The following is a 5,105-nucleotide window of genomic DNA, read 5'->3' on the forward strand; positions in this document are numbered from 1 at the left end:
GAATACGTCCGCGCCGGCATCGCGGCCGGGCTTGCCGTCGACAAGTTCGCGCCGCGGCTGTCGTTCTTCTGGGCGATCGGCATGAACTTCTTCATGGAAGTCGCCAAGATGCGCGCGGCGCGTCTGCTGTGGGCCAAGCTGCTGACGCAGTTCGATCCGAAGCAGCAGAAGTCGCTGAGCCTGCGCACGCACTGCCAGACCTCCGGCTGGTCGCTGACCGCGCAGGACGTGTTCAACAACGTGATGCGCACCACGATCGAAGCGATGGCGGCCACTCAGGGCCACACCCAGTCGCTGCACACCAACGCGCTCGACGAAGCGCTGGCGCTGCCGACCGACTTCTCCGCTCGGATCGCACGTAACACCCAGCTGTTCCTGCAGCAGGAGAGCGGCACCACCCGGATCATCGATCCGTGGGGCGGCTCGTACTACGTCGAGCGGCTGACCCACGACATCGCCGTCAAGGCCTGGGCTCACATCCAGGAAGTCGAAGCGCTCGGCGGCATGGCCAAGGCGATCGAAGCCGGCGTGCCGAAGCTGCGCATCGAGGAAGCCGCCGCCAAGACCCAGGCGCGCATCGACACCGGCCGGCAGTCGGTGATCGGCGTCAACAAGTACAAGCCGACCGACGAGGCTCCGATCGACGTGCTCAAGGTCGACAATTCGACCGTGCGCCGGCTGCAGATCGACAAGCTCGGCCGGTTGAAGAAGGAACGCGTCCAGGCCGACGTCGACGCCGCGTTGTCGGCGCTGACGCGCTCAGCTTCGGAAGGCAACGGCAACCTGTTGGCGCTGGCAATCGACGCCGCGCGCAAGAAGGCCACCGTCGGCGAAATCTCCGACGCGCTCGAGAAGGTCTATGGCCGGCATCGCGCCGAGATCAAGTCGATCTCCGGCGTCTACAAGCGGGAGGTCGCATCGATGGCGGACCGGATGGAGAAGGTGCAGGCACTGATCGATGCGTTCGAGGACGCCGAGGGCCGGCGCCCGCGTATCCTGGTCGCCAAGATCGGCCAGGACGGCCACGACCGCGGCCAGAAGGTGATCGCCTCGGCATTCGCCGACATCGGCTTCGACGTCGACATCGGGCCGCTGTTCGCGACGCCGGAGGAAGCCGCCCGGCAGGCGGTCGAAAACGACGTCCATATCCTCGGCGTGTCGTCGCTCGCCGCCGCGCATCTCACCGCGGTGCCGGAACTGAAGGCCGCGCTGAAGAAGCAGGGCCGCGACGACATCATGATCATCGTCGGCGGCGTGGTCCCGCCGCAGGACTACGACGCGCTGGTCAAGTCCGGCGCCGAAGCGATCTTCCCGCCCGGCACGGTGATCGCCGACGCCGCCGAGGAGCTGATCCACAAGCTCAACGCCCGGCTCGGCCATTCCAGCCAGGCGGCGGAGTAGCTGCGGGCTTCAAGACAATGCCGGCTTGATTTGACGAACTAGTCTAACCAGACTAGTTTGTCTTCATGAAGCAGGTCGGCATTTTCGAAGCGAAGACCCACCTGTCGAGCCTTCTCGACGAGGTCGAAAACGGCGCCGAAGTGACAATCACGCGGCACGGCAAGCCGGTCGCGCGGCTGGTTCAGGCGAGTAATGAGATGTCGGCCGATACGATCGCGCGACGGCGTCAGGCGATCCGCAACTTGCGCAGCTTGGCGCGCGACCTCAAACTGAATCCGACCCACGACGAGATCAAGAGCTGGATCAACGAGGGACGCCGTTGATCGTCATGGATGCATCCGCCGCCCTGGCGATGTTTCTGGATGAGCGCGAGCACCTCGCCAACGATGAGGTGTTTGAAAGCTTGGCGGACCAGCAATTCGTCGTCCCGGCGCATTGGCATGCTGAAATCGGCAATGCGCTTACCACGAACGTTCGTCGTGGTCGGCTCCCATCCGACAAGCTCGAATACGCGCTGCACAACCTGAAGATTCTCGAGGTGATCACGCAATCACCTCCGGAACTCGACGAAGTCGCCGGTGCGGTCCGTAGGGCGCTGGATTCCGGACTGACCTATTACGATGAGCTCTATGTCCGGCTGGCCGAAGTCAGGAAGCTTCCGCTCTTCACCTTCGACAGCCAGATGAGAAAAGCGGCGCGACAGCGCGGCGTCGAGATTCTTCCCGTGTGACTGCAGCGCCAAAGGCAATCTGCTATACTGACACTATGACCGCCGTCGCCGACATACCGCTGGACAAGATCATCGCGAAGCTGCGCGAGCAGGCCGCCGTATTGCGTGCGGAAGGCGTATCCAAGCTGTTTGTGTTCGGTTCTCGGGCGCGCGGCGATGCGCGCCCCGACAGCGACCTCGACGTGCTGGTGGACACTGCTCCGGGGGCCCGCTTCTCCCTGCTCGACCTCATCGGCGTCGAGCACATCGTCAGCGACGCGACCGGTCTCCGGGCTCAGGCCGCCATCCGCCGATCGATCGAGCCGGCATTCGCGGAACGGATCGCACAAGACCTCGTCGAGGTGTTTTGAGGTGCCTCCGACGATTTCCGATCGGCTGGGTCATATCGAGACAGAGCTGCAAAATATCCGCGATGTCCTGAGCGATAAGGATTTCGCCGACTTCCAGTCCGATCGTTTGGTACTGGCGGCAATCGAGAGATTTCTGGAGCGAATTAGTGAAGCTTCAAGACACCTCCCCGACGCATTGAAGGCGAGTGAGCCCTCCATCAATTGGCGCCGATTGGCCGACCTCGGCAACTGGCTTCGGCATGCCTATCACGCGACAGATGCCCGACTGTTGTGGGAAATGATCCAGCGTGATCTCGAGCCGCTTCGGCAGTTCGTTTCTCGCGCACGCAAGGAGTCCGACCGTTGAGCTTTTCGAACCTGTTCCGCACTGTGCTGGTTCTAGCCAGCGTCTGCGTCCTCTCGCCCGCCCTCGCCGAGCCGGCGAAGCCGAAGCCGGACTTCGCCGTCAAGACCAAGGCCATCGACGGGACGGTGACGCTCGATGCCGGCATCAAGGCCGATGCCAAGCTTGCTGAGAACTGTCTGGCCGAGGGCAAGAAGTGGATCGCCGAGCGACGCACCGAGGCTGAGCCGGAATTCAAGAGCGACCCCGAGCTGTTCCGCAACGGCCCGTGGACCTACGAGCGCAGCTACACGACGGATTCGCTTGTCGCGGATCGCTACGTCTCGATCCTGCGCACCGACTACAGCTACACCGGTGGCGCCCATCCCAACACCGATATCGACACTATCCTGTGGGACAAGCAGCTCACCAGGCGTATCAGCATCCGGCCGTTCTTCACCGACCTGTCCGACGGCAGCCCGGCGATGCGGGCGATGGTCGACGGCATCGTCACCGCGCTGAAGGCTGAAAAGAAGGAGCGCGGCGCCGATGAAGAGGACACCGCCTACATCAAGAGCATCGAACCGAAGCTTTTGAAGATCGGGCCGGTGACGCTGGCGCCGTCGACCACCGCAGGGAAAAGCTCGGGCCTCACCTTCCACTACGCGCCCTACGCAGTCGGTGCTTATGCGGAGGGTGAATACGAGGCGTTCGTGCCGTGGACGGCGCTGAAACCGTATCTGTCGGCCGACGGCAGTGCGATCTTCGGTGGCGATCGGCCGAAGCAGGAACGTAAGGCCGAGTAGGCCATCGTACGTCTCCTGGCGGTTTAGAACAGGCCATCTGTGGCGCGCGCGCTTGCCAGCAGAACTCCTCTGCCCCGCGCCGAACAACGAACGCCGCTTCTGCGCAAACTCTGCTTTTTTGCTGACGATTTCCATTCGCTGCACCGGTCCGGTGCGGCGAACGGAAAGCTGTCAGCAATGTTGCGGAGTGGACGAGATGACCAAGCCAGCCGGCAATTACGACGCCGTGTTATCGGCCAACGATCAGTATGCGAAGGACTTCGGCGACAAGGCCAATCTGGCGCTGCCGCCGGCACGGCATTTCGCGATTCTGACCTGCATGGATGCCCGGCTCGATCCTGCCAAATATGCCGGCCTCGCCGAAGGCGACGCGCACGTCATCCGCAACGCCGGTGGCCGCGCCTCCGACGACGCGATCCGCTCGCTGGTGATCTCCCACAAGCTGCTCGGCACCCAGGAATGGTTCGTGATCCATCACAGCGATTGCGGGATGCAGTTGTTCACCGGCGAGGTGATCGCCGACCTGCTCGAGGACAATCTCGAGACCGCCAGCTTCGACGGCCATCACTGGAGCAATCCGAAGCACGGCGGCGGCTCGGTGGCCGGTCATTTCGTGCACTGGCATACGTTCCAGGACAACGCCAAGAGCGTCACCGAGGACGTCGCACGGATCCGCAGCCATCCGCTGGTGCCGAAGCACATCCCGATCTACGGCTTCATCTACGACGTGAAGACCGGCCGGCTCGACGAGGTCGCCGAGGCCAGCGCCGCCGGCAAACCTGCCGCCTGAGGCGTCATCAACAGGGAGATCGGCGCGCGGTCGTTCCGTGCCGGACTCCCCTCGCCCCTGGCGCCCAATCGTTGTAAACGGGCGCCATGAATTCAGCCCGACGCACCGGCGACATTGCCCATCTCGCCAGCGAGGTCCGCAGCGGCCATCGCGCCGCGCTGGCGCGCGCCATCACCCTGATCGAAAGCCGCCGCGCCGACCACCAGGCCTCCGCGCGCGCGCTGGTGCAGGAGCTGTTGCCCGAAACCGGACGCGCGATCCGCGTCGGCATCACCGGCTCGCCCGGCGTCGGCAAGTCGACCACCATCGACGCGCTCGGCATGTATCTGATCGAGCAGGGCCACAAGGTCGCGGTGCTGGCGGTCGATCCGTCCTCGGCGCGCACCGGCGGCTCGATCCTCGGCGACAAGACGCGGATGGCGCGGCTGTCCGCCGAGCCGGACGCCTTCATCCGTCCCTCGCCCTCCTCCGGCACGCTGGGCGGCGTCGCGGCCAAGACCCGCGAGGCGATGCTGCTGTGCGAGGCCGCCGGCTTCGACGTCGTGCTGGTCGAAACCGTCGGCATCGGCCAATCCGAAACCGCGGTCTGCGATATGACCGATTTCTTTCTGGCGCTGATGCTGCCGGGCGCCGGCGACGAGCTGCAGGGCATCAAGAAGGGCTTGGTCGAGCTCGCCGACATGATCGCCATCAACAAGGCGGACGG

General features: G+C 64.3%; 8 protein-coding genes. All 8 read left to right on the forward strand.

Features of this window, described 5'->3' with window-relative positions; genetic code table 11:
• Positions 1-1,401, forward strand: a 1,401-nt coding sequence (locus DYI24_RS20800) for a methylmalonyl-CoA mutase family protein (RefSeq protein ID WP_205523614.1), incomplete at its 5' end; no start/stop codon positions are given.
• A 65-nt stretch (positions 1,402-1,466) separates the two neighbouring features.
• Positions 1,467-1,724 (forward strand): type II toxin-antitoxin system Phd/YefM family antitoxin, encoded by a 258-nt coding sequence (locus tag DYI24_RS20805; protein WP_164573674.1) that lies wholly within the window; start codon positions 1,467-1,469, stop codon positions 1,722-1,724.
• A 5-nt stretch (positions 1,725-1,729) separates the two neighbouring features.
• Entirely contained in the window at positions 1,730-2,131 is a 402-nt protein-coding gene (locus DYI24_RS20810) for a type II toxin-antitoxin system VapC family toxin (protein ID WP_246701327.1), read from the forward strand.
• 35 nt (positions 2,132-2,166) lie between these two features.
• Positions 2,167-2,481, forward strand: a complete 315-nt coding sequence (locus DYI24_RS20815; RefSeq protein WP_164573676.1) for a nucleotidyltransferase family protein — start codon at positions 2,167-2,169, stop codon at positions 2,479-2,481.
• A 1-nt stretch (position 2,482) separates the two neighbouring features.
• On the forward strand, positions 2,483-2,827 hold the full coding sequence (locus tag DYI24_RS20820; protein ID WP_164573677.1) for a HepT-like ribonuclease domain-containing protein: 345 nt from the start codon (positions 2,483-2,485) through the stop codon (positions 2,825-2,827).
• On the forward strand, positions 2,824-3,609 hold the full coding sequence (locus DYI24_RS20825) for a DUF3298 and DUF4163 domain-containing protein (RefSeq protein ID WP_164573678.1): 786 nt from the start codon (positions 2,824-2,826) through the stop codon (positions 3,607-3,609). The genes DYI24_RS20820 and DYI24_RS20825 overlap by 4 nt, the downstream gene beginning before the upstream one ends.
• A 196-nt stretch (positions 3,610-3,805) precedes the next feature.
• Positions 3,806-4,399, forward strand: a complete 594-nt coding sequence (locus tag DYI24_RS20830) for a beta-class carbonic anhydrase (protein ID WP_164573679.1) — start codon at positions 3,806-3,808, stop codon at positions 4,397-4,399.
• An 86-nt stretch (positions 4,400-4,485) separates the two neighbouring features.
• The coding region (gene meaB / locus DYI24_RS20835) for a methylmalonyl Co-A mutase-associated GTPase MeaB (protein ID WP_164573680.1) at positions 4,486-5,105 on the forward strand (620 nt) is incomplete at its 3' end.

The sequence above is a fragment of the Rhodopseudomonas sp. BR0C11 genome (assembly GCF_010820945.1).
Lineage (GTDB): Bacteria > Pseudomonadota > Alphaproteobacteria > Rhizobiales > Xanthobacteraceae > Rhodopseudomonas > Rhodopseudomonas palustris_H.

Coding starts and splice junctions, on each gene's coding strand:
- DYI24_RS20805 (WP_164573674.1), top strand. CDS start 1,467: ATGAAGCAGGTCGGCATTTTCGAAGCGAAGACCCACCTGTCGAGCCTT.
- DYI24_RS20830 (WP_164573679.1), top strand. CDS start 3,806: ATGACCAAGCCAGCCGGCAATTACGACGCCGTGTTATCGGCCAACGAT.
- DYI24_RS20815 (WP_164573676.1), top strand. CDS start 2,167: ATGACCGCCGTCGCCGACATACCGCTGGACAAGATCATCGCGAAGCTG.
- DYI24_RS20810 (WP_246701327.1), top strand. CDS start 1,730: ATGGATGCATCCGCCGCCCTGGCGATGTTTCTGGATGAGCGCGAGCAC.